General features: G+C 66.2%; 28 protein-coding genes. 11 read left to right on the top strand and 17 right to left on the bottom strand.

Translation table 11 applies throughout. The features are described 5' to 3' along the window. The gene (locus P0204_RS15780; RefSeq protein WP_276220720.1) at positions 1-909 is read right to left on the bottom strand and encodes a response regulator; all 909 of its coding nucleotides are present in this window, start codon (positions 907-909) and stop codon (positions 1-3) included. A 391-nt stretch (positions 910-1,300) separates the two neighbouring features. On the opposite strand from P0204_RS15780, the gene P0204_RS15775 reads away from it, so the two are divergent. Further along, a complete protein-coding gene (locus P0204_RS15775) occupies positions 1,301-1,435 on the top strand; it encodes a DUF7503 family protein (RefSeq protein WP_276220718.1) in 135 nt (44 codons plus the stop codon). A 69-nt stretch (positions 1,436-1,504) separates the two neighbouring features. On the opposite strand, the gene P0204_RS15770 is transcribed toward P0204_RS15775, so the two are convergent. After that, positions 1,505-3,577, bottom strand: a complete 2,073-nt coding sequence (locus P0204_RS15770; RefSeq protein WP_276220716.1) for a hypothetical protein — start codon at positions 3,575-3,577, stop codon at positions 1,505-1,507. Positions 3,578-3,685: 108 nt separating this feature from the next. On the opposite strand from P0204_RS15770, the gene P0204_RS15765 reads away from it, so the two are divergent. The 3 genes from P0204_RS15765 to P0204_RS15755 are packed head-to-tail and all read left to right on the top strand — an operon-like array spanning position 3,686 to position 6,330. Continuing rightward, positions 3,686-4,138: a DUF5788 family protein gene (locus P0204_RS15765; protein ID WP_276220715.1), complete on the top strand. Its 453-nt coding sequence runs from the start codon at positions 3,686-3,688 to the stop codon at positions 4,136-4,138. 1 nt (position 4,139) lies between these two features. After that, on the top strand, positions 4,140-5,876 hold the full coding sequence (gene polX / locus P0204_RS15760) for a DNA polymerase/3'-5' exonuclease PolX (RefSeq protein WP_276220713.1): 1,737 nt from the start codon (positions 4,140-4,142) through the stop codon (positions 5,874-5,876). Beyond that, positions 5,869-6,330 carry a Mut7-C RNAse domain-containing protein gene (locus P0204_RS15755; protein WP_276220711.1) on the top strand — a complete coding sequence of 154 codons (462 nt, stop codon included), beginning with the start codon at positions 5,869-5,871 and terminating at the stop codon, positions 6,328-6,330. The genes polX and P0204_RS15755 overlap by 8 nt, the downstream gene beginning before the upstream one ends. Here the strand turns inward: P0204_RS15755 and P0204_RS15750 are convergent. The 3 genes from P0204_RS15750 to P0204_RS15740 form a co-directional block, all read right to left on the bottom strand. Then, positions 6,325-7,185 carry a hypothetical protein gene (locus P0204_RS15750; protein WP_276220709.1) on the bottom strand — a complete coding sequence of 287 codons (861 nt, stop codon included), beginning with the start codon at positions 7,183-7,185 and terminating at the stop codon, positions 6,325-6,327. The two genes, P0204_RS15755 and P0204_RS15750, sit on opposite strands and share 6 nt — an antisense overlap. Positions 7,186-7,234: 49 nt before the next feature. Continuing rightward, positions 7,235-8,071, bottom strand: coding sequence for a hypothetical protein (locus P0204_RS15745; RefSeq protein WP_276220708.1), 837 nt, complete (start codon positions 8,069-8,071; stop codon positions 7,235-7,237). 84 nt (positions 8,072-8,155) lie between these two features. Then, a complete protein-coding gene (locus P0204_RS15740; protein ID WP_276220706.1) occupies positions 8,156-8,326 on the bottom strand; it encodes a hypothetical protein in 171 nt (56 codons plus the stop codon). Positions 8,327-8,404: 78 nt separating this feature from the next. Between P0204_RS15740 and P0204_RS15735 the strand changes: the two genes are divergently transcribed. After that, positions 8,405-8,884: a DUF5797 family protein gene (locus tag P0204_RS15735; RefSeq protein ID WP_276220704.1), complete on the top strand. Its 480-nt coding sequence runs from the start codon at positions 8,405-8,407 to the stop codon at positions 8,882-8,884. Positions 8,885-8,890: 6 nt separating this feature from the next. Here the strand turns inward: P0204_RS15735 and P0204_RS15730 are convergent, their stop codons facing one another. Continuing rightward, positions 8,891-9,931 carry a DUF5787 family protein gene (locus P0204_RS15730; RefSeq protein ID WP_276220702.1) on the bottom strand — a complete coding sequence of 347 codons (1,041 nt, stop codon included), beginning with the start codon at positions 9,929-9,931 and terminating at the stop codon, positions 8,891-8,893. 153 nt (positions 9,932-10,084) lie between these two features. On the opposite strand from P0204_RS15730, the gene P0204_RS15725 reads away from it, so the two are divergent. Then, positions 10,085-10,435, top strand: a complete 351-nt coding sequence (locus P0204_RS15725) for a hypothetical protein (protein WP_276220701.1) — start codon at positions 10,085-10,087, stop codon at positions 10,433-10,435. 80 nt (positions 10,436-10,515) lie between these two features. Here the strand turns inward: P0204_RS15725 and P0204_RS15720 are convergent, their stop codons facing one another. Next, a complete protein-coding gene (locus tag P0204_RS15720; protein ID WP_276220699.1) occupies positions 10,516-10,941 on the bottom strand; it encodes a bis(5'-nucleosyl)-tetraphosphatase in 426 nt (141 codons plus the stop codon). A 165-nt stretch (positions 10,942-11,106) separates the two neighbouring features. Here P0204_RS15720 and P0204_RS15715 point away from each other — a divergent pair, with 165 nt between their 5' ends. Together P0204_RS15715 and P0204_RS15710 are read left to right on the top strand one after the other, a co-directional pair. After that, positions 11,107-11,439: an uS10/mL48 family ribosomal protein gene (locus P0204_RS15715; RefSeq protein WP_276220697.1), complete on the top strand. Its 333-nt coding sequence runs from the start codon at positions 11,107-11,109 to the stop codon at positions 11,437-11,439. 25 nt (positions 11,440-11,464) lie between these two features. Then, positions 11,465-12,745 carry an amidohydrolase gene (locus P0204_RS15710; protein ID WP_276220695.1) on the top strand — a complete coding sequence of 427 codons (1,281 nt, stop codon included), beginning with the start codon at positions 11,465-11,467 and terminating at the stop codon, positions 12,743-12,745. A gap of 9 nt (positions 12,746-12,754) precedes the next feature. On the opposite strand, the gene P0204_RS15705 is transcribed toward P0204_RS15710, so the two are convergent. The 3 genes from P0204_RS15705 to P0204_RS15695 are packed head-to-tail and all read right to left on the bottom strand — an operon-like array spanning position 12,755 to position 15,531. Next, a complete protein-coding gene (locus tag P0204_RS15705; protein WP_276220693.1) occupies positions 12,755-14,170 on the bottom strand; it encodes a geranylgeranyl reductase family protein in 1,416 nt (471 codons plus the stop codon). A gap of 59 nt (positions 14,171-14,229) precedes the next feature. Further along, positions 14,230-15,348 (bottom strand): pyridoxal phosphate-dependent aminotransferase, encoded by a 1,119-nt coding sequence (locus P0204_RS15700; protein ID WP_276220692.1) that lies wholly within the window; start codon positions 15,346-15,348, stop codon positions 14,230-14,232. 39 nt (positions 15,349-15,387) lie between these two features. Further along, positions 15,388-15,531, bottom strand: a complete 144-nt coding sequence (locus P0204_RS15695) for a hypothetical protein (protein WP_276220691.1) — start codon at positions 15,529-15,531, stop codon at positions 15,388-15,390. 76 nt (positions 15,532-15,607) lie between these two features. Between P0204_RS15695 and P0204_RS15690 the strand changes: the two genes are divergently transcribed. Beyond that, on the top strand, positions 15,608-16,117 hold the full coding sequence (locus tag P0204_RS15690; protein ID WP_276220689.1) for a CinA family protein: 510 nt from the start codon (positions 15,608-15,610) through the stop codon (positions 16,115-16,117). Positions 16,118-16,152: 35 nt separating this feature from the next. Further along, positions 16,153-16,659 carry a metal-dependent hydrolase gene (locus P0204_RS15685; protein ID WP_276220687.1) on the top strand — a complete coding sequence of 169 codons (507 nt, stop codon included), beginning with the start codon at positions 16,153-16,155 and terminating at the stop codon, positions 16,657-16,659. 6 nt (positions 16,660-16,665) lie between these two features. Here the strand turns inward: P0204_RS15685 and P0204_RS15680 are convergent, their stop codons facing one another. Then, positions 16,666-17,427, bottom strand: a complete 762-nt coding sequence (locus tag P0204_RS15680; protein ID WP_276220685.1) for a PHP-associated domain-containing protein — start codon at positions 17,425-17,427, stop codon at positions 16,666-16,668. Positions 17,428-17,544: 117 nt separating this feature from the next. Between P0204_RS15680 and P0204_RS15675 the strand changes: the two genes are divergently transcribed. Beyond that, on the top strand, positions 17,545-17,850 hold the full coding sequence (locus tag P0204_RS15675) for a DUF7565 family protein (protein ID WP_276220684.1): 306 nt from the start codon (positions 17,545-17,547) through the stop codon (positions 17,848-17,850). Between the two features lie 3 nt (positions 17,851-17,853). Here P0204_RS15675 and P0204_RS15670 read toward each other — a convergent pair whose 3' ends face one another. The 6 genes from P0204_RS15670 to P0204_RS15645 form a co-directional block, all read right to left on the bottom strand. Next, positions 17,854-18,522 (bottom strand): DUF4166 domain-containing protein, encoded by a 669-nt coding sequence (locus P0204_RS15670; protein ID WP_276220682.1) that lies wholly within the window; start codon positions 18,520-18,522, stop codon positions 17,854-17,856. A 296-nt stretch (positions 18,523-18,818) separates the two neighbouring features. Then, positions 18,819-19,256: a transcription elongation factor Spt5 gene (locus P0204_RS15665; RefSeq protein WP_276220680.1), complete on the bottom strand. Its 438-nt coding sequence runs from the start codon at positions 19,254-19,256 to the stop codon at positions 18,819-18,821. A gap of 3 nt (positions 19,257-19,259) precedes the next feature. Next, positions 19,260-19,439 (bottom strand): protein translocase SEC61 complex subunit gamma, encoded by a 180-nt coding sequence (locus P0204_RS15660; RefSeq protein ID WP_276220679.1) that lies wholly within the window; start codon positions 19,437-19,439, stop codon positions 19,260-19,262. A 131-nt stretch (positions 19,440-19,570) separates the two neighbouring features. Further along, positions 19,571-20,728: a cell division protein FtsZ gene (ftsZ, locus tag P0204_RS15655; protein WP_276220677.1), complete on the bottom strand. Its 1,158-nt coding sequence runs from the start codon at positions 20,726-20,728 to the stop codon at positions 19,571-19,573. 92 nt (positions 20,729-20,820) lie between these two features. After that, positions 20,821-22,173 (bottom strand): D-aminoacyl-tRNA deacylase, encoded by a 1,353-nt coding sequence (locus P0204_RS15650; RefSeq protein ID WP_276220675.1) that lies wholly within the window; start codon positions 22,171-22,173, stop codon positions 20,821-20,823. Then, complete coding sequence (locus tag P0204_RS15645) at positions 22,173-23,558, bottom strand: sodium:calcium antiporter (RefSeq protein ID WP_276220674.1); 1,386 nt, start codon at positions 23,556-23,558, stop codon at positions 22,173-22,175. Before P0204_RS15645 ends, P0204_RS15650 begins: the two co-directional genes overlap by 1 nt. Positions 23,559-23,640 lie beyond the last annotated feature (82 nt).

Genomic DNA, 23,640 nt, shown 5'->3' with positions numbered 1-23,640 from the left:
TCAGTCTTCGACGGCCCGGAGGACGCCGATCCAGGCCGGTTCGCCGTCGTACTCGATCGAGCCGCCTGAGACCTCGGCGGTCACTGTCTCCCCGCCCTCGCGGACACCCGTGAACTCGGTGTCGAACGACTGCGGATCGTCGTCCTCGGCGCCACGAACGGCATCAAGGAAGCGTTCGCGGTCCTCCGCGGTCGTCAGCCGCTCGGGACTGGCGCCGATGAGTTCGTCCTGCGTGTAGCCGAACGTCTCCGCGAGTTTCTCGTTGACGTAGACGAACTCCCGGTTCTGTATGATACAGACCCCGGCAAGCTCCTGCTCGACGAGTCGCTGGTACCAGGACAGCGCGTTCCAGAACTGCTGTTCGGTTCGGTACTGCTCAACCGCGTTCTCGACCCGGTTTGCAAGCACCTCGTACTGGTCGGTGCCCATCTCCTTTTGCATGTAGTCGGTGACACCAGCAACGATCGCCTCGCTTGCGATCTCCTCACTTCCTTTCCCGGTAAAGAGGATAAAGGGGAGTTCGGGGTACTGCTCGCGGACGATTTCGAGGAACTCAAGCCCGTCGGTGGTGGGCATCTGGTAGTCGCTGACGATACAGTCGAACTGCTCGTCGCTGAGCCTGTTCAGCGCGGCGACGACGCTGGTCTCGGTCACGACGGTGAAGTCATCGTTGATGCGTTCGAGAAACGTCTCGACGAGGTTCCCGATCTGTGGATCGTCGTCCACGTGAAGGATGCGGGTGGCCTCTCTGTCGTCGATCTTCGCCAGCGGAATCGGGACCTCGGTCCGTGTCGGATCGGGCGAGTCGGACGATTCGGTACGGATCAGCGGGACGGAGCGGTCGCCGGTGGCGGAGCTTCCCCGGAGGACGGACCGGGAGAGGTCGACAGTCGTCTGTCGGTCCGGCATTATCGACCCATCCCCAGCAGCTGATTCAGGGCGTCTCGCCGTCGGAGCTGGCCCCGAACTCCTGTCGGGACCACACCGCGCTCGGAGGTGTGCCGTCTGTTCATCGATGCGTGACTCTACTACCGTACAGAGTTGCTAGTTACAAAACGATACTGGTGGTCGCTATTATATATCGCTCCGCTATCATTCCCGGCAACCCAGCGAGGGGCGGTGACAGTCCGGGCAACAACACGCGTCGGTGACCGCCCTGAAACGCACTCTCAGCGCCGGAGCCGCCCCGTTGATAAATAAGCACGTATCTCAGAGTTGATTAATCGTTAATCTTATCTATAATATGTACGTTCTATTCAAATATTTTTACATATCCTCCCCCTGACAGAGTTCCTGTATCATGTCCGATACCACCATGAAGGAGTACCTGGCTGACCACCCACGAATGATCGGCGCACTGTTCACCATCCTGCTGTTGCTGTCACAGGCTGGGAACGTGGCCGCGAACAACGGTGCGACCATCAGCGGCCCGTAGTAGCATTCATAAAGACGGCGTGAGACGATGCTCCGGTTCGCGGTTCTCGCTCGTCCACCGGATGAAACGCTACAACAACTCCCGCAGTTCTGCTGACGTGCTCCAATATAGTTTATCGGCTATCCGCACAGGTACCTCTTCTAGATTCAGAAAGCGTAGGAGCTCGTCGTGCGATACGTGGAACGTGTCTATCGATCCAGAGCTTAGGAAGTATTTCTGATTGTCGTCAACGAACGGCATGAACACGCTCCCTAGTCCCCTGTCGTCAGTAGCATAGGTAACTATCTCGGCCTCGTAACCAGCGTCGCATTCAGTGATATCGAGTAGGTTCGGTGTCCCGCTCGGAGCCTGTGTCACCGTGATTCCGCCGTCACCGACGACGATGTACTGCCCACCCATCGGACTGACCTCACGGGAGACGGTGAGGGCGGTCCGGAGCGGGAACCCGCTGTTGAGCAGCCGGGCGGTCGAACTCCCGATCTCGATGGCGGCGTCGTTGAGGATCTCGTTGAGGGTGACGATCCCCCCGATCGCGCCGTTCTCTATGAGCGTGAGCCCCTGGTGATAGGAGTTACACGCGTTCAACAGGAACGTATCGACGCCGACGGTGTCGACGGTCGCGGCGTCGAGTTTCCCGTCCTCGCAGGTGAACCCCTCGTGGTCGGTGTGGCCGATGTAGTGGAAGAAGTCCGTCTCGGTGGCCATCACGTCGGCCAGTTCGTCGGTCGTCAAGTTCTCGCGGACGGTCACGTCGAACGGAAGGTCGGCGCGGTTGCCGTACACCTCGTCGGCGACGCGGCGCTCCTGGTCCATCCGGGCGTCGTTCTGGACGACCGTGATCGAGATATCGCCGGCCGTCTCGTCGCGATCGAGGCGGTTGCGGAACGCGTCTGCGGTCAGTTTGCTCGCGCCGATAGGGATGCTATCGCCGATCCAGGCCTGTTCGAGCGTGTCCGCCGACCCCGGTTCGACGTACTCGGCCTCCGTGTCGGTTCCGGTGCTGGTGGATCGGGTGATAACGTCGTCCCGGGTGAACTCCCCGTCGAGTTCCGCGGGCACACTGGGTTCGCTGGGGCCGGTCCCCTGGCGCGTCCGGACGATCGCGAGGTCGTCGACGACGAACGGAAGCTGCTCGGCGTTCGCCGCGACCGGGTCGATATGGGTCGTCAACCGCCACTCGGGAACGTGGTCCGCGACCAGTTCGTAGGGAACGTCGAGATACGCCGCCACCTGTTCGGTGAGCGGACGGTCGTACAGCGTGGCGAAGTCGATATCGACGAGGGGTTCGATCTCCCGGCGCTCGTGTAGATCGAGTTCGTAGTACCCTTCGGTTCTGGTGACACAGTCGAAGAAGAACAGTTGTTTGAGCGTCTGCTCGACCGTGCGTTCGTATCCGTCTGGTCCGGAGAGGGAATACTCGAACCCGTCGTCGGTCGTCAACCGCGGCGTCGGCGCCGGCTCCAAAGAGGCGCCGAGGTAGTACGCGAGCGGTGCGGCGACGAAGGCGGCCGAGAGCGTCGGCGGGAGTTCGAGGGTGATCCCCGTCTCCGGGCGCGTGATCGTCTCGGGGATATCGAGTGAGTCCCCGAGTTCGAGCGCCGGCGGGTGTCCCCGAAGCGTCGGGTACGACCGCTCCGGATCGGTCGTCTTGAGCGCCGAACCGAACGTCTCGATGGCGGCCAGCATATCCATCGGGTCAGTCGTCGTCGTCACCGTGGCGGCCGGCCGCTCGTGGCGCGAACGTGCGCCGACCGCCACGGTCGTCGGCGCGTCGAACTCGATGCGGGTCTGGTCCATGTCGACGCTGACCTCGACGGCCGCTTCGACCCGGACGTAGGTCTTGATCTGCGTACAGAGGTCGATGCTGTAATCACCCGCGGGCACCGACGCCTGTTCGAACTGCTTGACCTCGGCGACCGTCTCGCCGTCGGCGTCGCGGACGTACACGGGAACGACGGTCGGGAGGACCAGTGAATCGGTCTCGAAGGTGACGGCGCGACTGACCGGGAACCGGAACGAGTCGGCGTCGGCCGGCTGTGGTGAGACCGATTCCGCTGTTCGGAGTTGGTAGCGCTGGCGCTCGACGCAGTCGATGACATCGATCCCTGGCCGCTCGGCAAGCGGTTCGAACGTGACGTTCATCTGTCTCCGGAGCGCGTCGCTGCTCGTCTGTACATACCGTGCAAGAAGCGGAAAAAGATATCGTCGCGAGCGAAACGGAGAAAGGTCCCGGTCCCGAACGGTCTGTCAGTGAAGGAGTTCGAGCGCAAACAACTGTTAGAGCGCATCGAACGGGAGGGTGCGACGGTCGGCGCCGACATCCCCGACGAGATCACCGTCCAGGGCGAGGAGATCGAACTGCAGTCGTTCGTCTTCGAGATCAAGCGCCGGGAGACGATCCCGCGGGGCGAGCGCGAGCGGGTCGACCGCGCGAAGAAGAACCTCCGCCGGGAGCGTCTGCAGCGCAAGCAGCGCATCGAAGACGGCGATGTCAGCTACGACCGGGGCGAGGAGCTGGCAAACGCCATCATCGGGATCGATCGAGCGCTGAACGCACTCGAACAGCTCGGTCCGGCCAACATCGAACAGGAACAGCGGGCACAGGAGGCCGCCGACAAGAAGCGATGGATGAAGTTCCTACAGAAGGCACTGGGCCACGAGGACGCCGACTCGGGCACCGGGCGTGCCGGCCGAGGGAGATAACATGAGCCGAAACGACGAGGTCGCGACAGAACTCGAAGCGTTCGCCGACCTGCTGGAGGCCAAGGGTGTCGAGTACAAGCCCCGCGCCTACCGGCGGGCGGCCGAGAACATCCGCGAGTACCCAGGTGCGATCGAGGGGCTGGCCGCCGACGGCGAGGACGCTGTCGGCGAGATCGACGGCGTCGGCGACGCGATCTCCTCGAAGATCGTCGAGTACGTCGAGACCGGCGAGATCGGCGAACTGGCCGAACTGCGCGAGGAGTTACCCGTCGACATGGCGGCGCTGACGGCCGTCGAGGGCGTCGGTCCCAAGACCGTCGGGGACCTCTACGAGGCGCTGGGGATCACGACGCTGGACGAACTCGAATCGGCCGCCGAGGCCGGCGAGATCCAGGAGGTGAGAGGCTTCGGCGCGAAGACCGAGCAGAACATCCTCGACAACATCGATTTCGCACGGGAAGCCCACGAGCGGTCGCTGCTGGGCGAGGCCCGGCCCTACGGCGAGGAGATCCGGGACTACCTGGCGGGCGTCGACGCCGTCGAGCGCTGTGCGCTGGGTGGGTCGATCCGGCGCTGGAAACCGACGATCGGCGACGTCGACGTTCTGGTCGGCAGCGACGACGACGAGGCGGTCGTCGAGGCGTTCACCGACTGGGACGGAACCGACAGCGTCATCGAGGCCGGGGAGACGAAAGCCAGCGTTCGCGCGGGTGGTGTCCGGGTCGACCTGCGCGTGGTCGTCCCCGAGGAGTTCGGTGCCGCGATGCAGTATTTCACCGGAAGCAAGGCGCACAACGTTTCGGTCCGCAACCGGGCGATCGAGCGAGACCTGAAAGTCAACGAGTACGGGGTTTTCGACATCGAGGTTGTCGAAGACGACGACCAGCGGGCGGGCCGCCTGGTCGCGGGCGAGACCGAAGCGGGGGTCTACGAGGCGATCGGGATGGCGTGGGTGCCGCCGGAACTGCGCGAGGACCGCGGCGAGGTCGCGGCCGCGGCGGCCGGGGAGTTACCGGACCTGCTGGCAGAGGGCGACGTGCGTGGGGACCTCCACACCCACAGCAACTGGTCCGACGGCGGCTACTCCATCGCGGAGATGGTCGACGGCGCTACGGAGTTCGGCCACGACTACGTCGCGATCAGCGACCACGCGACCGGTCCGGGGATGGTCGGCGGGGTCGGTGTCCCGGACGAGGACCTCTGGAACGAACTCGACGAGATCGAGGCCGTCGCCGCCGACGCAGAGATCGACGTCTTCGCCGGCGTCGAGGCCAACATCGCGCCCGACGGCTCGATCTCGGTCGACGACGACCTGCTCGCGGCGCTGGACATCGTGGTCGCGTCCCCACACGCCGCGCTCGACGGCGACGGCACCGACCGTCTGGTGACTGCGGCGAAACACCCCGAGGTCGACGTGATCGGGCACCCGACCGGTCGGTTCCTCAACCGTCGGCCCGGGCTCGACGTCGACGTCGAACGGCTGGCGACGGTCGCCGCCGACCACGGGACGGCACTGGAGATCAACGCCAGTCCGGCCCGACTGGACCTGACGGGGAGTGCGGTCAAACAGGCGACCGAAGCCGGGGCGACCGTCGTCATCAACACGGACGCACACGGTCCCGGCGAGTTCGAACAGATCCGCTACGGCGTCCACACGGCCCGCCGTGGCTGGGCCGAGCCGGGAGACGTACTGAACGCACAGTCGGCCGACACGGTCCGTGAGTTCATCAATGAGTGAGCGTGATCGCGACCCCCTGGTCCTGGACGCGATGCTCGGGACGCTTGCGACGTATCTCCGGATGTGTGGGTACGACGCCGCCTACGCGCTGGACCGGGACGCCGAAGCCGACGAGGACCTGCTGGCACTGGCCCACACGGAGGCTCGACGGCTCGTGACACGGGACGCCGACCTCGCCCGGGAAGCGCCCGACAGCGTGTTGCTCACCGAGCGGGCCGTCGACGACCAGCTCCGGGAACTGGCGGACGCCGGGTTCACGCTGGAACTCGCGGACCCGCCGACACACTGCGGGACCTGCAACGGTCGCCTCGAAGCAGTCGACCGGACGGAACCCACCCCGGAGTACGCACCCGACCCGGCCGACGAGCCGCTCTGGCGGTGTCGTGACTGCGGCCAGCACTTCTGGAAGGGGAGCCACTGGGACGACGTTGCGGAGACACTGGCGTCGCTATAGTTCGCGGTACTCGACGCCGTACTCCAGTTGTGTCGCCATCGTCGAGAGCACGTCCTGAAGACGCTCGAACTGCTCGGCGTCGTCCGGACAGAGCCGATCCGGCGGCGCCTCACGGAGCCGGTGTAACGTTCCGAACACCACCCGTCCGAGCGAGGACTTCGCCCGGGATCGATAGGTCCGCCAGTCGAGCGTGATCTCCTCCGTCCGGGTATCGACCAGGACCGTCTCCAGATCAGAGAAGTGATACACTTCCTGTATCAGCTCCTGGTGTGGATACATCTCGATCCGGGTCGCGTCGAGGGAGACGGTCCCCCGATCGGCGGTCTCGACCTCGATCTCACCGGCCGGGAACAACCCCGTCGCCGGGATCGGCGCTAACGCGGCCTCGACGGCGTCCTTGAGGGCACCGTTCGGTTCGTGGAACCACCGGCTGGCGGTCTGCTTCGGTACGGAATCGTACCGCCAGGACCCCTCACGGAGGGTCGTGATCCGTTTGATGCCACGCGCCCGCCAGGAGATGACCCGGTGGACCGGGATCGGCTCTTCGGTGTCCTCGACCGACAGTGCCGACAGCACCGCCTGGCGGTCGTCCTCGTCCGCCCGGAACACGGCCGTATCGGTTCCACCGGCACGGTCGAGCCTGTCGAGCGACCGGAGCGTCTCCAGCGACTCCTCGGCGTGGGCAGCGAGCGTCTCCTCGTCGACAGCCAGGAAGACAGTGTGTCCGTGAGCGAGACACGTCGAGACGACGGCGTTCTCGGCCCGGACCCACGTGGCTCTGTTCACCTGTTCGCTCGACATGTTCGTCACGACGCCGTGTGTCGCATCGTCGGTGTCCGGGTCCGGAGCGTCCACGGACGGGCGTACTGTGTGGACCGGTTAAATTCTGCCGGGACCGACCGACTCACCGGAGCTGGCTGGCGACGCCCGCGCCGGCGTCACGGTCGTGCCGGCGGACCTCGAAGTCGTAACAGAGCCGGTCGCTGATCAGTTCGAAGGCGGTCGCAGCCGTCGACAGCAGCTCCTCGTCCGGGGGATGGAGCAGCCGCGGCGGCGACTCCCGGTGACGGTCGACCAGCCCCCGCACCATCCGGCCCAGCGAGGACTGCGCCTCGTCGCGCCAACTGGGCCAGGAGAGCAACAGCTCACAGTCCCGCTCGTCGACGACGACCCCCTCCAGTTGCTCGTGTGGGTACCAGCGTGTCGTTCCGTCGGCACGCCCGAGCCAGATCCCTTCGACGGTCAGTTCCACGACAACGTCTGCAACGTCCCACCGAGCGAGCGCGCCGTGTGGGAACAACGCCGTACACGGAACGTCGGTAAGCGCCGTACGGAGATCGGACTTGTATGCACCCGGCTCGTCGACCGCACAGACGGCCGGCTTCCGCGGGACGGAGTAGTAGACCCACTGGTCGGCGTCACGGTCGAAGGCGACGATCTCGGCGATCCCGTGCTCGCGCCAGGTCGGGACCGCCTCCCTGCCGGGATCGACAGCGAGGTGTTCGGTCGGCAAGGTCGCGTCCGCGGGGGTGAGCTCCACCGTCGGTTGCGTGGTCGACAGTGGTGAGTAGTCGGGACCGGGACGGCTTCCCAAAGCGTCGTAGACCGCCGGCGCGTTCTGTTCGAGGTACGAGCCGGCCAGCGCCACGTGGACGGTCAGCCCGGCGGAAAGCAGCGTCTCCAGGACAGCGTTCTCCGCGCGGACCCAGGCGTCGGCCGGGGCGACATCGGCGTGTGTCACCACTCGGTGAGTCGCAGTCCCGTAATCGTCTGCGGGCGGCCTCACAGCAGGAGGTGGGGAGTTCCCAGGGCAAAAGCGATCCGGTCAACTCCACAGCGCGTCGACCGTGGGCTCCCAGGCGGCCCGATACGCGGGGTAGATACCGCCCAGGAGCGCGATTGCGATGCCGAACACGAACGCACCCAGCGGGACGATCGCGTTCTCCGGCAGCAGGACCGCCCACAGCGGGAGATCGGTGTGCGAGATCACAGCCACCACGGCCAGGACACCCAGCAGGGCACCGGCTACGTGACTCCAGAACGCTTGTTACACCCCTGGCGTTAGACGGAGGTGATGACCCTCTCGGACGAGGCCCGCCAGCGACTCGCCGACATCGTCGAGCGCCAGCCGACGAAAAACGGCGAACTACAGGAACTGTGGGACATGGACAGCGGGAGCGAGGTCCACCAGTATCTGGAGTCGGAACTGAAGGAGTACTACTACCGCAACGACGACAGCCTCATCTGTGCGACGCCGGAGGCGACCGCACTCATCGACGGTGAAGATTCGGAACGTGTCCAGACGATCACGGTGACACCGCTGCAGCAGGCCGTCGTCGACGTGATCGCGGCCCCGGACGAGGAGAGCCAGAGCGTCGTCGCCGTCCTCCACGCGCTGCGCGAGGCCGGCGAGGACCCCGAGGTCGACGACGTTCGCTCGGCGTTACGCAGTCTCGCCGACAAGGGAATCGTCGAGACGATCCAGAAGACGGTCCCGACGTTCCGGCTCGCGGTCGCCCGGGAGAACCTCGACATCGAACTGGCCGAGGCGTGAGCCGGGTCACCGCTCGCCCGGCAGTGCGGGTCGCTGTCGTCGTCGCCGATCGTCCAGCAGCCGTTTGATCGCCGCGCCCGGCCCGCCCTCGACGGGCCAGCCCTTCGACCGCCAGGCGGGCGGTTCCGGTTCGAAGGCCGGACACGAGCCACGACACTCCCCCTGGGTCGGGCGACACGTTTTCGCGTCACAGTACGGGAAGACGCCGCTCTGGGCTCGATCGAGCCGGAAATGTCGGCAGTCCGGCCGCATCGTCGACGCGTAGGCACGCCAGCCCCGTTCGTAGCCTCGCTCGGCGATGGCCAGCCGCTTCTCCCGTTTCCACTCCGCATCGACGTACTCGAAGCGAGCGCCGCTGGCTCCGTCGTCGGGCCGTTCGAGAATCCGGGTCCCCGGTTCGTCTGGCGAAAGCGTCCGGGGCTGCCAGACCCGCTCGGCCGTTCCGGCGTCGGTGTCGACGGTCAACACGCCGGCCTCGGCGGGCATATCTGTCAACAACACCGGCTCGACGTCGTCGCCGGTCGCCGCCGTGGCGACCCACACCTCGTCGGCCAGTCCCAGCGCCACGTCCCGCTCCAGTTGGGGAACCAGATTCCGGGCCGCGCTGGCGTCGAGGTCCGGCTTGTTCTCGATTGCGACGATCCGGTTTACCCAGTCGGGATAGGGTGCTTTCCGGCGAATCTCGATCCGGTTTCCCCGCTTGCGCGTCTCCAGCGCGTCCCGATCGGCCAGCTCGTGGATCGATTCCCTCACGTACCGCCAGGGGTAGCCGGGGTCCGGCAGGGCGTCCCGGTAGTACGTCCACGCCGCCGGCGCGTTCCGGAGGACGTGCAGGTGATCGGTGTCGAACGCGTCGGGACCGAAGGCCGCCCGTCGGCGGAGGCCAGTCGTATCACATTCCAGAACGATACTGTCCCATCGCCGGCGTTTCGTCCCGAGCTGTCGTGCGACGAGTACCGCATCGCCCTCGTGTGTTGGCTGCCAGTCCCGCTCGGCCCACTGACAGACGGCGAGTTCGAACACGAACTCGGAATCGGGACGGTCCACATCCGCAGTAGGCCGCCGCCGCCTCAAATAGCTGACTGCCTGGCTGCTCGACTGGGGGGCCGCTCGTTTGGTCCCGTGTGCCGTTCCAGTATGTAACCGGGAACACGTATGCAAACTATTATTTGCTCCCCAGAAGGCTTCCAGAGTGAACCCATGTCAGGACAAGGTACCTTCGATCAGTACACAACGATTCAGTGGATCGCGGCAGTGATCGTCGCCATCATCTCCTTCCCGATCGGACTGGCGGTCCCGATCTACTTCTACATCAAGTCGAACAACGGGACGGCCGCCGAGCAGGGTGCCTGGGAGGCGTGGGGCGTCATCCTCGCCGGGATCATCGGGATCATCGCCGTCGAGTTGGGCGGCGAGACGGGCGGGAAGATCGCTATCGCGATCGTCGTCCTCCTCCCGATCCTGCTCATCGTCGCCGCCGTCCTCGGGAGCTTCGCGCTGGGACTCGGCGGCGCCGCCGGTGCAGGGGCTCCTGTCGTCGCGGCGCTGTAGTCACTCACCGGAGTGCTTTTGTTTCCAGTTTACCAGCCACTCTCGAGAGCAGCGCGGCTCTGGCCGGAGTGACTGGCGGGTTACTCCTCTAGTTCCTCGTCGAGGAACTCGTGTGCCTCTTCGAGGATCTCGCGGGGGCCGTCCTGCGTGACCGTGTTGATCGCCTGGTCGTAGTCACGCCACTGCATGTCACGGTGTTCGTTCGACAGTTCCGCGGACGCTTCGTAGGACTTCGCGACGAACAGGTGGACCGTCTTGTGGATGGTGTTACCGTCCGCCTCGAAGACGTAGTCGTAGTCCTCGCGGAACCCGTCGAGCAACCGGAAATCGCTGATCCCGGCTTCCTCCTTGACCTCGCGGATCGCCGTCTGTTGCAGTTCTTCGTCGCCTTCGACACCGCCTTTGGGGAACTCCCAATCACCTGGCCGACTCTTGAGCAGGAGGTACTCACGCCGGCCACGCGTATCGCGAAAGAGGATCGCTCCCGCGCTCGTGGCCTCTATCATTACCCAGATTTACACGACCGATACTTAAGAGAATACCGGAGACAGCGGGGCCTCGGAGGCGATTGGTCTGGTTCCATCCTCGATCTAGTACGTCGCTGGGACAGACGGGCCGGCCAGCCGAAACCACGGGTATTTTGCCGACTGTCGTCAAGAGACGACCAAGAGATGCCTTTCGTCACGACACTCACGCTCACGAGCGGGAATCACGACCAACTCGACGAGACAGTCACGGAGATCAAACAGCGCGCCGAGCGCAAGGGCGTCGAACTGAAAGGACCGCATCCGAAGCCACCGACGGATCTCCGGGTCCCCCAGTCCAAGACGCTCGGTCCCGACGGCGGCCGGTTCGAGTCCTGGCACTACACAGTCTACACCCGGACCATCGAGATCGTCGGCTACGAGGAGTTCGCCCGCTCAGTGGCCCAGCGATCGTTCCCGGGCGGCGTCCGCGTCGAGGCCGGCGTCGAACAGCGCACGCAGGTCGGTAGCGGAGCATAAGACACTGGGGGCCGTCGCCCCCTCTATGGAGCAGTCCAGCCGCGACCGTCTGGTCGAACTGCGACGGGACCTGCATCGCTATCCCGAACCCGCCTGGCGGGAGTATTACACCACCAGCCGCATCGTCGCGGAACTGGAACGGATCGGTGTCGACGACCTGCTCGTCGGCCCGGAGGTTCTGGACGCCGACGCCCGGATGGCGGTCCCCGACGACGACGAACTCGACGCCTGGCACGACCGCGCGAGGGACGCAGGTGCGCGTTCCGACGTGCTGGAACGGACCCGCGGCGGACTCACGGGGGCGATGGCCGTCCTCGACCGCGGCGAGGGACCGACGGTCGGCCTCCGGGTCGACATCGACGCCTTGCCCATCACCGAATCGACGGGCTCTGACCACGCACCCGCCAGCGGCGCGTTCCGCTCGGAGAACGAGGGATACATGCACGCCTGCGGTCACGACGCCCACGCGACTATCGGCGTCGGCGTCCTCGAAGCCGTCGCCGAAAGCGACTTCCAGGGGACGTTGAAAGTCTTCTTCCAGCCCGCCGAGGAAGTCATCGGCGGCGGCCGGGCAGTCGCCGAGGGCGGGCACCTCGACGACCTGGACCACCTGCTGGCGATCCACATCGGGCTGGACCACCCGACGGGCGAAATCGTCGCCGGCGTCGATGGCTTTCTCGCGGTCCGGCAGTTCGAGGCGACCTTCGAAGGCGAGTCGGCGCACGCGGGCGGGCACCCGGCACAGGGACGGGACGCTATCCAGGCGCTGGCGACGGCCGTCCAGAACCTCCACGCGATCCGGCGCCACGGCGACGGCGCTACGCGGGTCAACGCCGGCGTCGTCGAGGGTGGGACGGCGACGAACATCGTGGCCGAACGGGCTCACATGGAGGGGGAGGTCCGGGGCGAGACGACCGAACTGAAAGAGTACATGAGCGAGCGGGCGGATACGGTCATCGAGTCCGCCGCGACGATGCACGACTGCGAGGGAGCCGTCGAGACCACCGCCGAGGCCCCGAGCGCCGAGAGCGACGCCGATCTCGCGGCGGTCGTCTCGGAGGTGGCCGGCGACGTCGCGGGCGTCGATAGCCGACTGGACAGCGACGACCTGGGCGGGAGCGAGGACGCGACCTACCTGATGAACCGGGTCCAGTCACAGGGGGGCCTGGCGTCGTTCGTGGGCATCGGCACCGACCATCCGGGCGGCCACCACACGCCGACGTTCGACGTGGACGAACGGTCGCTGGCGATCGGTGTCGACGTGCTCGCGGGCACGATCGAACGGCTCGGCGAGAATCCGGTGTAGTCGCCGCACTCAGTACTTCGGTTCGGCGCCGGTGACCTCGTAGATGTCGTCCATGATCGCGTCGCGTTCGCGCTGCCACTGCTCGAAGCCGGCGCGGTCCTCGGGGTAGTCCTCGTAGTGGTCCAGCAGGCGGTCGGCCAGTTGCTTGGTCTGGTAGAGGTCGTAGATCGTCCCCCAGTGGCCGACGCTGTTGACCGCCATCTTCAGCTTCAGCCCGAGGCCGACACTCGTCGACCCGCCGTACAGCGCCTCGGCGAGTTTCTCGCCGGGCATCGCGGCCAACAGCGCCATCAGGTCGTCGATGTCGTAGGCGGTCGTGAAGATGTTGTAGACGTCCAGGGCCGCGTACCGCGAACCGAAGTGGTCCATCACGTTGACGTTGTACTCCCAGAGAGCGGCCTCCTCGCCGGTCCGGCCGTCCTCGATCGCCTCGATGGCCTGCTCGGCGGCGTAGGTGCCGGCGTAGGCCGCACCGGCGATCCCCCCGCCGGTCGTGGGGTTGACGTGGCCCGCGGCGTCGCCGACGGCCATGAACCCGGGCGCGACCGCCGAGTCGTACGGCCGTCGGGTCGGGAGTGCGGCGCCGAGTTTGTCGGTGACTTTCGCGCCGTCGAACTCCTCGCGGCGGTCCAGGTCACGTTTGAGGCTGTCGACGAGTTCCATCGGTTCCTCGTTCATCTGGAAGCCCAGGCCGGCGTTGATCTCCGTGTCCGTCCGCGGGAAGTACCAGAGATAGCCCGCCGAGCGCTCGGTGGGTTTGAACACCAGGGCGTCGTCCCACTCGACGGGCTCGTCGACCTCGATGATCTCCCGGTAGGCGGAACAGAACTGCGAGTACTGGACGTTCGTATCGAAGGTGGCGTCTTCGAGGTCGGTCTTGTCCTGGAGGATCGAGAGCGCGCCGGCGGCGTCGACGACCATCTCGGCGTCGTAGGTGACCGGATCGCCCTTCCGGATGCCGGTGACGCCGGTCACACGCCCGTCCTCGTCCTGGCGGACGTTCTGGACGACGGTGTCGTAGTGGAACTCGACGCCGGCCTGCTCGGCGCCCTCGATGAGACAGCGGCCGTACTCCCAGCGGTCGATGACGGCCAGTTCGCCGGGCACGGGGATCTCCAGGACGGTGTCCTCCTGGGGGATCTCGAAGCGGCCGTGGTCGACGCCGGTGTTCGTAAACGCCGGTTCGAGTTGGGACTTCGGGATCGCTTCGGGGAAGTCGCTGGCGCCTTTCAGCGCGTCGCCACAGGCGATGTGGCCCGCCTCCTGCTCGTCCTTGCGCTCGACGATCACCACGTCGTATCCAGCCCGGGCGACTGTCGCCGCGGCGTAACAACCCGAGGTTCCGGCGCCGACGACGACGACGTCGGCAGACACCGACCGTGTGGTAGTCGCGCCCCCGGTGGTGCTGCCATCGTAACTACTCATAACCGCTGATCCTGCCCGGAAGGGCAAAATCGTTCCGACTGGGTACAGCGACCGCCGAGTCAGGCGAAAAAGCGCCGCAACCGTTCGGCCGCCGTCTCGACCCGTGGTGTCACCAGGGCAAAGCGGATCGCGCCCGCACTGGCACTCCCGAACGCCTCGCCGGGCATCCCCGCGACGCCACCCTCGTCGATCAGTTCGTAGACGTTCTCGAAGCTCCCGGGGAACGACGGGAACCGCGCCATCACGTAGAAGCCGCCCTCGGGGCGGTTGTAGTCGGCTCCCACGTCGTCGAGTGCGCTACAGAGCGTCTCCACACGGGTAGCCAGTCGGTCCCGACACCGGGCGTAGTAGTCCGGCGGCGTCGTCGCCAGCGCCCGCTCGACGGCGTACTGGGCGGGCCGACTCGTCGTGATGTTCGTGAGCATGTGTCGCGTTCTGGCCCGCTCCAGCAACTCGCCCGTCGGACCGTCCGCCGGCGGGAAGACGGCGTACCCGACACGGAACCCGGTGATCGCCATCGACTTCGAGAAGCCGTTGGTGGCGACGACGTTGGGCGAACCGGTCGCTAGCCCGGAACTGAACCGCCCGGCGTAGTCGAAGTGGTCGTACACCTCGTCGCTGACCAGGAGCGCGTCGTACTCCTCGGCGATGGCGGCGAACTCGGCCATCGCGTCGGCGCCGTAGACAGCGCCGGTGGGGTTGTTGGGCGTGTTGACGACGATGACCGCCGTCTCCTCGCTGGCGGCCTCGCGGACTGCGGCCGGACGGAGGTGGCCGCTGTCGTCGACTGCCACCAGCGTCGGCGTCGCCCCGAGGAAGTTCGCGCGGCCGGCATAGTAGGGGTAGACCGGGTCGGTCAGGACGACCTCGTCGCCGGGGAAGTGGTCGAGCCCGCCCAGCATCGCGAGGTGGTTCGCCTCGCCGGTCCCGTTGGTGACGACGACCCGGTCGACAGCGACGTCCCGGCGGGCGGCGATCCGCTCGCGCAGGCGGCCCAGCCCCTCGCTGGGCGCGTACTGGAACTGCGACGCGTCGGCTTCGGCGTAATCGCGGAGGCCGTCCCGGATCCCTTCCGGCGGGTCCCAGTCCGGGTTCCCCGAGACCATGTCGACCACGTCGCGGTCGGCCCGTCGGGCGTACTGCATGACCCGAAAGAACTGCGGTTCCTCGTAGTCCATACCCCTCCTCGTCGGGGCGGTGCCGTCTGTCTTTCCTTCTCAGGAGCGAACGACGAGCGTCACGACGCCGGCCAGCAGCAACAACACGCCCCAGAGGAGGTCCGGGCCGGGCAGGACAGCCAGGAACAGGGTCACGACTCCGGAGGAGACGAGCGACCACCCGAGCGTCGTTCGGTATGCCATACCGTCACTTGGTGCTGTAACCTGAAAGACCCTGTCCTGCTCAACGCTTATTCCGGGCGGGGGCCTACCGACGACCATGTCCGACTCGTCGACAGCGGTCGAAGAGCGCGTCGGGGACCGACTGCGCGAGCGTGACGAGACAGTCGCCGTCGCGGAGTCCTGTACCGGCGGGCTCGTCGGATCGCTGGTGACCGACGTTCCCGGCTCCAGCGATTACTTCGACCGATCGGTCGTCACCTACTCCTACGGCGCGAAACAGGACCTCCTGGCGGTCGCCCGCGAGACGCTGGACGAACACGGCGCGGTCTCGGAGCCCGTCGCCACGGAGATGGCGCGTGCGGTCAGAGACACCGCCGGGACCGACTGGGGCGTCGCGACGACTGGCGTGGCCGGCCCGGGCGGGGGGACGCCGGAGACGCCGGTCGGGACGGTCTACATCGCGGTCGCACACGCCGCTGCCTGGGAGACTGGCGAGTCGGGCGTGCGCGCCGCACGCTACGAGTTCGACGGCGACCGGACGACGGTCAAAGAACGGATCGCCAGACAGGCGCTGTCGGATCTCCTCGCGGCTACCGAGGAGCAGTAGGAAGACCTTTCGGCGTCCCCTCCAACGGTTTCCCCGTGAACAAACGCGGCCACGTCCTGAACGCCGTCCTGTTGAGTATCGGGCTGGGGTACGTACTCGATCCGTCGGGCGACATCTCGACCTTTGCGACTATGGCGGAGGTGTTCCTCCCGGTCGTGCTGGGAGCGCTGTTTCCCGACGTGGACACCGCCTTCGGTCGCCACCGGAAGACTCTGCATAACTTGCCCGTCCTCGCGATCTTCCTGGCACACCCGATCTACCACGCCGGCAACCTCCAGTGGGTCTGGCTCGGCGTCCTGACCCACTACGTGCTGGACTACCTGGGATCGAAACGCGGTCTCGCGCTCTTCTATCCGCTCTCCGATCAGGAGTACGCTTTCCCCTGGGGCGTGGCGACGACGAGTGACTGGGCCGAGCGGGTCACCGTCGCTATCACCGTGATCGAACTCCTGATAATCGCGGCGCTGGTCCACGTGCTCCCGCAGTATCTCCCGCCGGAGGTCACACAGGTGCTTGCCGAGAACACCGCGCTCATCGCGTAATACCGTTTAATAGACCTTGCAGTGGTCGAAGCGCCCGTCGTAGGCGACGTGGTCGGGATGGGTCGGCTCGGTTCCCTGGAGCATCAGCCGGTCGAACTTCCCCCAGGAGTTCTCGAAGCCGAGATGTGCGAACTCCAGGGCACGCTGGGCGACGTGGCTCAGCCCGTGCCGGTGAAACAGCCGCCGGGGCGCGTCGGCCCGGAACGCCCTCGCGAGCGCGTCGGCGTCGTCGACCGCCCGATCGAACGACAGCCAGGCCTCGCCGACGGTCCCACGGAGGTGCGCGTACGACGAGGCGAACGTCTGGATACCGGTCTCGCGGGCGATCTCACGCGCCCGCCGGTTGTCGTGCGGGAGGTGTTTGGGGTTGTACACCTCGATCGAGTCGATCGTGTCGGCGTAGGTCCGCACCTCCTCGCGCCCGAGGCTGACGTTCAGGAAGGTCGGATGAGGGATCAACACGGCCGCGTTCTGGCGCTGTAGTTCCTCCATCGTCGCTTCCAGCGTGATGAAGTCCGGCACGGGTTCGTCCAGCCCGATCGCCAGGACGTGGCGGCGGTGCTGCCAGGTTCCGGTGAACAGCTCCCTGCCCGGAATCACTGCCAGTTCGTCGTCGGAGTAGCGAGCCGCTTGCTCACGGATGTCCGACAAGCGCGTGAAGTGTGGTGCGTACACGATCGCGTCCATGCCACGGGCCTTCGCCCGCTCGACGACCCCCTCATCGAGGACCTTGACGTGCACGTCGACGTTGAACCCCTCACTCGTCACGTCGAATACTCCTGTCGTCGGCACATTATGGGTTTCTATTCGTCAGTCGTTTTCGGTCAACCTGCTATCAGGAACGGGCAGTACCCTTATACGAGCGGCTCGCGTCGTCTCCGCCAAATGACGCGGTGGGAGTGTGCGATCGAGGGCGACGACCGACAGTTCGACAACGTCGAAGATCTCATCGTCCACCAGTCGACGGACCACGAACGCATCACCTGCCAGGTGTGTGGCACCGTGATTCCGGACGGCTACTTCGCGATCAAACACGCGTTCGACGAACACTCCCGGGCCGAGTACGTCCGTGCCTACGACGCGTCGGCCGGCGACGTTCGCCGCCGTGAGAGCGTCAAAGAGGCGATCGAGGCCGCGGCCAACATGGGCGAGGTCATCGACCGCCTCGAAGGCGGCGACGGGTCGTACTGAGAATTACCGCGGCGGAAGCGTGGTCAGACCGTGCCGGCGTAACGTCTCCGGCACTGTTTCGCGTGCCTCGACGGTCTGTGTGAACGATCCCCGATAGCTGAGGATGCGCCCGGCCAGCGCGTTCTCGACGACGGCGTCGACGTGGAACCGCTCGTCGCTCTCGTCGTAACGGTCCCGGACCTCGACGCTGGCCGCCAGCGGTCCCGGGAGCGGGACGTACGTCGAACCGAGCCTGGCCCACTGGCGCCCGCCTTCGACGACGAGCGTACCGTCCTCGACCCGTGGCCGTAACTCGGAGGCGACGAGGCCGTGGCCGCCCAAGAAATCGAGCAGGCGTCCGTGCTCGTCGTCCCACACCGTCAGGGAATCGAAGTGACGGGTCGTCCCGTCGAACTCGAAGGTCCGCCGCGTCGTCATCGCCTCGTGACCGCCGTCGGTCCGGAACCCGACGGTCGTCACGGTAAACGGAACGTCGCTTCCCTGTTCGGGGAACAGTAGGTCGTCGACGGTCATCCCGTACAACACCGGAACCATGTGGAGCGCGCGGCTGATCGCCATCTCGCCGCGCCCGATACAGGCGTCATCCTCGGTCCCGACACTGTACCGCTCGCGGACCTTCGGGTGCAGATCCGCCGCCGCGTCACCCAGGGCACGCTCGTAGACGCCCGTCATCCGGATGCCCCTCTGTGACGCGCTCGCCAGCGACTCGTCGCCACGGGTGTCATATCCCGAGTTCGGGACGAGTCCGGATTAATCGTGGGGATGGCACTGGTCAGGTCCCCGCCGTTCTGAAACAGTGTAGGAAAAACCCGGACGGCTCGCTCACTGCTTCGCTCGCGTCCGGAACAAGATCTGCAGGGCGTCAGTTAGCGTTCTCCGCTGTGTTCTCGCGACTCCGTCGCTCGAAGCTGAAGCGCTCCTCACTGTCCGTTTACGGACGCTCCGCGCCCGTTCACGTGGTCCGAGGGCTACCGTTCCTCGCTATCCAGCACTCGGATCTGGTCGCCCCGAACCGTCACCGGAATCGGCACCGTCGCCTCGTACAGTTCGACGGTCACCTGGTCTTTGCCCTCGTCGATGCGCTGGACCTGGGCCTTCTCGCCTTTGAACGGGCCGGCGATGAGTTCGACGATGTCGCCCTCGGCGATCCCCTCGACGTCGGGTTTCGGCGAGAGGAAGTGTTCGACTTCCGCCATCGAGGACTCGCCCTGGACCACGCCGTTGGCGTGGGGAATCTCGTCGAGGATGCGGTCGAACACCGACGCGTCGTCGGCCTCGACCATGACGTAGCTGGTCAGCGAGTCCGGCGCCAGCGCGGCGTGGATGCTCTCTTCCTCGCGGTTGATGATCATGTCGGCCACGGTCCGTTCCTGGCTGGCCGTGGTCTTGACTGCGTAGATCCCCATCTGTTACACCGGCTTGCTACCGGGGACGAAGGTCATCACCGCGAAGATGATGAACCCGATCAGTCCCACCAGCACGATGCCCGCGCCGGCGATCTTCGCGATCTGTGAGAACTCGTCCCACTCCGGTGTACTCGCCAGTTTGAGTACACGGATATAGGAGTTGAGGTCGTACGGAACGTCCATAGCGAGCCGTACCCACTGACGGCTTTTCTATATTGTGGTGTCGGCCGCTCACAGTGATTATCGTAGATCTGTTCCGGATCGACTGCACGAGAGCGTGCGGTCGTCCCGGTACATCGCTACGATAATCACTATCAGTCGACGTAGTCGATGTCCTCGCCGAGTTCCTGGGAGGCCCGTTCCTCCTGGGCCTCGCCCTGACCGTAGATCTGGGGGCTCTCGACGCCGGTGACGACGATCATCGTCTCCATCTTGCCGTCGAACTCGTTGTTGACCGAGGCACCCCAGATGATCCGGGCGTCGGGATCGATCCGGTCGTAGATCTCCTCGACGACGCCCTCGGCCTCCTCGATGGACATGTCTGGACCGCCGACGACGTTGACCAGGGCGGAGTTAGCCCCGTCGAACTCGACGTCCAAGAGCGGCGAGCGCAGCGCCGATCTGATGGAGTCCTGGGCCTTGTTCTCCGAGTCGGACTCGCCCAGTCCGATCATCGCGACGCCGCCGTTCTCCATGATGGTCCGGACGTCGGCGAAGTCGACGTTGACGAGGCCGGGCTTGGTGATGAGTTCGGTCATCCCCTTGACCGAACGCATGAGCACTCGGTCACAGATCTTGAACGCGTCTTGCAGCGGCATGCTGGGCGCGTAGTCCAGCAGGCGGTCGTTCGGGACGACGATGACCGTGTCCGAGACAGAGCGGAGCCGTTCGAGGCCGGCGTCGGCGTTGGCCCGCCGGCGCTCCCCTTCGGCGGTGAAGGGGATCGTCACGATAGAGATGGTGAGCGCGCCGGCTTCCTGTGCGGCCTGTGCGACCACGGGGGCCGCGCCCGTCCCGGTGCCGCCGCCGAGACCCGCGGTGACGAACACCATATCGGAGCCGTCGATGGCCAACTGGATGTCCTCGATGTTCTCCTGGGCGGCCTCCTCGCCGATCTTCGGGACCGACCCCGCACCGCGACCACCGGTGCGTTTCTTCCCGATGAGGATCTTCGTGTCGGCCTCGACCTCGTCCGCGAGGTGCTGGGCGTCCGTGTTTGCGGCGACGAGTTTCGCCCCGTGGATCCCCTCCTCGGTCATCCGTGTGACCGTGTTCCCGCCGGCCCCCCCACAGCCGACGACCGTGATCTTCGTCTCCAGATCTTTGACGACCGACGCCAACTCCTCGTCGGTCATCTGTCCGGCAGTCGACATCTCTTCGGTTGACCCTGCTTGTCCGTCCGTCGTTTCCGACGCCGACGATGACCCCTCGTCCTCGGCCTCGTCGATTGCGTCGTCGATAATCGAATCCATATTTAAATCCCCGTTACAAGCGAACTGTCTTATGTTTTCCCCCTGTGTCGGACGCTCGGCAGACGCAGGCGACGGGCCGTTTCAGCTGGACATTACAGTTCGAACCGGCGTATACGCTCGCGTTGGAACCGCTCCGGGGATATCTGCTCTCCGTCGACCTCCACTGGCTCCCCTGCCGCGAGCCGTCCGAACTTCGGCCCTTCGGGGATACCCGCGGTCTCTGCAAGCGACGGATCGAACGCTGTCTCGCGGGCACGGAGTTCGCCGTCTTCGCGCGTGACGCTGTCGTATTTCCGTTCCAAGATAGCTGTCAGTTCGTCGACGATCGGCCGCCGACCGGCCTCGACGGGGACGGCGAACGGGCCGGTGACGACGGTGCCGTTCTGTTCGGTCACGAAGGCGAGTGTCGACCGTTCGACGCACTGTCTGGTCGCCTCGCGGTCGATCCCGCTGGCCGCCGTCAGGAGGTCCGTCGGCAGGTCGACGACCGACCACTCGTCGGTCTCGCCCGCCCTGTCACCGAACCGGAGTCCATCCTCGACCCTCACCAGTTCGGTTTCGAGCGCGTGGACCCGCTGGAGAGGGACCCCTGTCGTCTCACGGACGAACGTCTCCTCGACGACGCGGACGCCGACCGATTCGAGGTCGGCCGCGATCTCCGGCCGCTCGCCCTCGAACAGTGCGAAGTCCGCCCCGCTTGCCTCGGCCGCGTCCCGGAGGACCGCCCGCCGCTGCTCGTCGTCGTCCGCCCACGCCGCGAGGTCGTCCAGCGACCAGTTGGCGGCGATGTGCCCGACCGTCCAGTCGGTCTCCCGGAGGACGCGTTCGAACCGGGGCGCGTAGTGGCCGCCGCCGATCCCCAGGAGCTGTCGACGGGTCCCGTCCTCGCGTGGCGCGTCGGGGGCGACGCCGGCGAGGTCGAGGATCGCCCGCGCGACGGCGCGCGCTGCCTCGGGATCGCGCCACTGCTGCTCGGCGCTCCCGACCTCGACGAACATCGACGGGACACCGACGTCGGTCGGGCCGTGGTGGGTACACTCCATCCCGACGGCGTACTCCTCGGGCGCGTGTTCGGACAGCGCCTCGACGACTCGGCGGTGTGCGTTCGGACAGGCCCGGGCGAATTCGCCGTCGGCGCCGCCGAACTCCGCGGCCCCGAAGTTGCCGGTGTGGTGGGCCGTCAGGAGTTCGTCGGTCTCGCCGGCGTGCCGGGAGGCGAACACGAGCAGGTCCGGGTCGTCGAACGCGGCGGCGACCCCGTCTAAGTCCAGGTGGAGGGCGTCGAACTCCCGGAGTTCGACCCCGTCGGTCCGGTAGACGGTGCCGCCGCCGTCGGCGTCCGGTCGGTCGTCGTCGATCGCTTCGGTCCAGTCGGCTTGCTCCAGTAGCTGCTCGCCGACGTGTTCGGAGGCTTCGTCGGCCCGAGAGACGACGATAGCGAGCATCAGTCTGCGTTGTCGAGGTGGACCGGGTCGCGACCGACGGCCGTCCGTACGGCGTCGCCGGCTAACCCGAGGAGATAGACGAGCGCCTGCCAGCGCAGGGCGAACAGTACGACGCCGGCGACGATGTAGACGCCGGTGTAGACCAACAGCAGTTCGTAGCTGTCGACGGGCAGGACCACGTAGTCCCGGATCAGCGCGAATTCGAGCAGGACCTGCGAGATGAACAGCACGAACAGCGCCAGCGCCTCGCGGAGACTGATCGTGAAGTTGACCAACAGCGCCAGCGCGAAGAAGGACTGGCCGGCCGTGATCCAGATCTCGGCGGACTGTCGGGCGTCGAACGGGAGGGTTCCGTAGGCACCCAGCGCGATGGAGTAGATGACCGCGATCGTGCCGATCAGTAGCGTCCACTGGTTGAGCTTCGAGGAGATGAGCGCGTTGAACCCCGCCGTCGACCGGGCCTTGTTGACGAGGACGGCGACGACGATGAGTTCGGGCGACTCACTGGCCAGCGGCGCGATCCACTGGATCATGAAAAAGGAGGGGATTCCCAGATCGAGTCCGATCTCTTCGAGCCCGTGAGCGAACGGTTCGACCGCGGTGAAGATCATCAGGCCCGAGTAGCCAAACAGCGCCAGCACGGCCAGCGGCCGCCACGGGAGCGACCACTGCTGGAAGTACTTCGGGACGCCGACGGTGTGGTCGGACTGTTCGATGTCGGATTTCAACACCAGTCCGATGTAGGCGACGTAGAGGCCGACCAGAAACAGCGTATCGAGTCCGCCGATACCGCCGCCGAGCGGGACCAGAAAGGCCCACGCGGTCGCCAGCAGCAGGAAGCTGATCTCGGTCGAGATGTCGGTGTCCAGTTCCACCGCGTCGTTCAGGAACCCGTCGCGGCGCATCACCGCCGAGTCGCGGGTCGTCGTGGCGCGCCAGACCGTAAACAGCGCGATCCCGGACCAGCCCAGGCCGATCAGGATGCGGTTGGCGCCGGTCATGTTCGCGATGGCCAGGTTGGCGTCGTGACAGGCCCGGGCGAGTTCCGTCTCGCCGGCCTCGATCGCCGCCGACGAGAGCTCTCCACAGGCGGCGGCCGTCGCCCCGCCCGCCCCGGCGTTCCAGGCGAACAGTGCGTCGACGGCGTATTCGGGCGCGACAGCCAACACGGCGAGAACTGCGATGGCAAAACCCCTGGGCACGTCTTTCTCCGCGGTCTCGGCGCCCCAGGCCAGGAGGAACGAGGCACCGAGGATCGCCAGCCCCGAGACGGCGACCTCCGCGAGCGTACTCGGGTGGATACCGAGCAGCGAGACGGCGACCCAACCGGCTGTCAGCGCGACCGCGAACGCGACTAAGACCAGGGGATGACGGAGACGACTCACTACCAGTATTCAACAGAGGTCGTCGTGAAAAGGTTGCGAATCCGGGCAGAGAGCGTGACGTTCATGTCCGGCGCGGACGCGG

The sequence above is a fragment of the Haloarcula halophila genome (assembly GCF_029278565.1).
GTDB lineage: Archaea > Halobacteriota > Halobacteria > Halobacteriales > Haloarculaceae > Haloarcula > Haloarcula halophila.
Note: the sequence above shows the minus strand (reverse complement) of the source record. Positions and strands in the feature narration are given on the sequence as shown.

Coding starts and splice junctions, on each gene's coding strand:
- P0204_RS15715 (WP_276220697.1), top strand. CDS start 11,107: ATGCCTTTCGTCACGACACTCACGCTCACGAGCGGGAATCACGACCAA.
- P0204_RS15775 (WP_276220718.1), top strand. CDS start 1,301: ATGTCCGATACCACCATGAAGGAGTACCTGGCTGACCACCCACGAATG.
- P0204_RS15705 (WP_276220693.1), bottom strand. CDS start 14,170: ATGAGTAGTTACGATGGCAGCACCACCGGGGGCGCGACTACCACACGG.
- P0204_RS15675 (WP_276220684.1), top strand. CDS start 17,545: ATGACGCGGTGGGAGTGTGCGATCGAGGGCGACGACCGACAGTTCGAC.
- P0204_RS15720 (WP_276220699.1), bottom strand. CDS start 10,941: ATGATAGAGGCCACGAGCGCGGGAGCGATCCTCTTTCGCGATACGCGT.
- P0204_RS15695 (WP_276220691.1), bottom strand. CDS start 15,531: ATGGCATACCGAACGACGCTCGGGTGGTCGCTCGTCTCCTCCGGAGTC.
- P0204_RS15660 (WP_276220679.1), bottom strand. CDS start 19,439: ATGGACGTTCCGTACGACCTCAACTCCTATATCCGTGTACTCAAACTG.
- P0204_RS15710 (WP_276220695.1), top strand. CDS start 11,465: ATGGAGCAGTCCAGCCGCGACCGTCTGGTCGAACTGCGACGGGACCTG.
- P0204_RS15725 (WP_276220701.1), top strand. CDS start 10,085: ATGTCAGGACAAGGTACCTTCGATCAGTACACAACGATTCAGTGGATC.
- P0204_RS15755 (WP_276220711.1), top strand. CDS start 5,869: ATGAGTGAGCGTGATCGCGACCCCCTGGTCCTGGACGCGATGCTCGGG.
- P0204_RS15780 (WP_276220720.1), bottom strand. CDS start 909: ATGCCGGACCGACAGACGACTGTCGACCTCTCCCGGTCCGTCCTCCGG.
- P0204_RS15670 (WP_276220682.1), bottom strand. CDS start 18,522: ATGACGGGCGTCTACGAGCGTGCCCTGGGTGACGCGGCGGCGGATCTG.
- polX (WP_276220713.1), top strand. CDS start 4,140: ATGAGCCGAAACGACGAGGTCGCGACAGAACTCGAAGCGTTCGCCGAC.
- P0204_RS15770 (WP_276220716.1), bottom strand. CDS start 3,577: ATGAACGTCACGTTCGAACCGCTTGCCGAGCGGCCAGGGATCGATGTC.
- ftsZ (WP_276220677.1), bottom strand. CDS start 20,728: ATGGATTCGATTATCGACGACGCAATCGACGAGGCCGAGGACGAGGGG.
- P0204_RS15650 (WP_276220675.1), bottom strand. CDS start 22,173: ATGCTCGCTATCGTCGTCTCTCGGGCCGACGAAGCCTCCGAACACGTC.
- P0204_RS15735 (WP_276220704.1), top strand. CDS start 8,405: ATGACCCTCTCGGACGAGGCCCGCCAGCGACTCGCCGACATCGTCGAG.
- P0204_RS15665 (WP_276220680.1), bottom strand. CDS start 19,256: ATGGGGATCTACGCAGTCAAGACCACGGCCAGCCAGGAACGGACCGTG.
- P0204_RS15700 (WP_276220692.1), bottom strand. CDS start 15,348: ATGGACTACGAGGAACCGCAGTTCTTTCGGGTCATGCAGTACGCCCGA.
- P0204_RS15690 (WP_276220689.1), top strand. CDS start 15,608: ATGTCCGACTCGTCGACAGCGGTCGAAGAGCGCGTCGGGGACCGACTG.